The sequence below is a fragment of the Thiolapillus sp. genome, assembly GCF_048562965.1.
Classification (GTDB): Bacteria; Pseudomonadota; Gammaproteobacteria; order Chromatiales; family Chromatiaceae; genus Thiolapillus; species Thiolapillus brandeum_A.
This window is the reverse complement of the sequence record NZ_JBHNMF010000657.1, coordinates 1-1,691: the sequence shown is the minus strand read 5'-3', so window position 1 is coordinate 1,691 and position 1,691 is coordinate 1. Positions and strand designations below refer to the sequence as shown.

The 1,691-nt window shown below is 52.3% G+C and carries 1 protein-coding gene; it reads right to left on the bottom strand.

Annotated features, from left to right (window positions below; genetic code table 11):
- Nucleotides 1-129: 129 nt before the first annotated feature.
- On the bottom strand, nt 130-1,560 hold the full coding sequence (locus ACOCD2_RS18855; RefSeq protein WP_308317328.1) for a class I adenylate-forming enzyme family protein: 1,431 nt from the start codon (nt 1,558-1,560) through the stop codon (nt 130-132).
- Nucleotides 1,561-1,691: the final 131 nt, after the last annotated feature.

The following is a 1,691-nucleotide window of genomic DNA, read 5'->3' as shown; positions in this document are numbered from 1 at the left end:
ATGTGTTGGGTCAATAGCATAGACTCGGCGTACTATGATGTCAAGCCTCTACAGACATGAAAAAGCGATTGTAGATCCATCGAGGCAGGCTTGTACTCATCTTAGGGGTGAGTAGTTACTCCTGATTATTCATGAAAGACCCTTCTTGCTGATTTTTCCCGTATTGGTCTTCGGTAGCGAAGCAACAAATTCAAAATACTTTGGTACCATGAAATTCTCCAGCTTTTCCACGCACACTTTCCGCACATCCTTGATGGTTAGGTTGGCGCCATGTTCTTGCGCCACAAAACACTTGATGGCCTCACCAAGCACCTCATCTTTCACGCCGATTACAGCCACCTCGCGCACACCCTTTACTGATGCAACAACGTTTTCCACCTCCACCGGGCTGACCTTCTCACCCCTTGTCTTGATGATGTCATCACTACGTCCCCGAAAATACAGATCACCATCTTCATCCATCTTGAACCAGTCGCCGGTACAAAGCAGTTTTTCACCCGGAAGATCAGAATCCAACAGCACTTTATCCGATGCCTCCCGTGCCATCCAGTAGCCCAGCATGATATGGGTACCGCGCACATACAACACACCGACCTCCCCGGGTGCCGCCTTTTCCCCTTTCTCATTCAGCACGAAGATTTCCGTGCCTGGTATCGCTTTTCCGACAGACGCTGGCTTTACGTCGATGAGTTCTGGCTCCAGATAACAGACCCGCTTGCATTCCGTCAGCCCATACATCTTGTAAATCAGGGCATTGGGAAATATTTTCTTCAACAGGGGGATATGCTCAGCGGGCAAGGCGGCCGCCGTATTGGTTACCCTGGTTACAGAGGGAAAAACAAAGGGTTCACGCTGGTACATGGAGAGCAACAGTGAAAAAATGGTCGGCACGCCAGGAAAAACGGTAACTTTCTCTTCCCGAATACGCTGAAATATCACTGCCGGATATGTAAAGGAGCGCTCCATTACCAGGGTGGCGCCCAACTGTACGCTCATCAGCAGCTGATACAGCCCGTAGTCAAACGCCAGAGGCAGAACCAGCAGTATCCTGTCCTCCGACGACAGTCGCAGGTACTCGATCAGACTGCCCAGGGCAAACGTCATGGACAGATGGGTGTGCATCACCCCCTTGGGATCGCCAGTGCTCCCGGACGTATAAATGAGCGCGGCCAGATCTTTTTGAATCCCGTTGGGGGGGAGTTCCGTTACGCCTCCCTCGAGGGCTTGTTCAAACGGTGTGACTTCAGTTGCTTCGAGACGGCTGGGATCACCCGAAGCAATCACGCATTTCAGGCGGCCGGCCGTCTTTAGCAAGGGAGTGAATACCCGGTGGAGGTGGCTGTCACTGATCAGTGCACTTGCACCACAGTCGTCAAGGATATAGGCCAGTTTGTTCTGCTTGGTTTGCGGGTTGACGACTACGAAAACAGCCCCGATGGAAAGTACCGCATACACGGACACGGCACAAACCAGGGTGTTGTCCATGAAGATCACGCAACGATCGCCTCGCTCGACACCCTGTGCTGTCAGATATCCTGCAAGGGAACGCACCTGCCTCACCAACTCTGCATACAAGCGTGTCTTCGGCCTCGTGATAGATTTTGGGACATCCCAGTCCCCAAAATCGACTCGGCCTTTGACAACCTATTGGTGCCCCAGCCGTCCTGGTCACCAAGCACTACGCAACAACT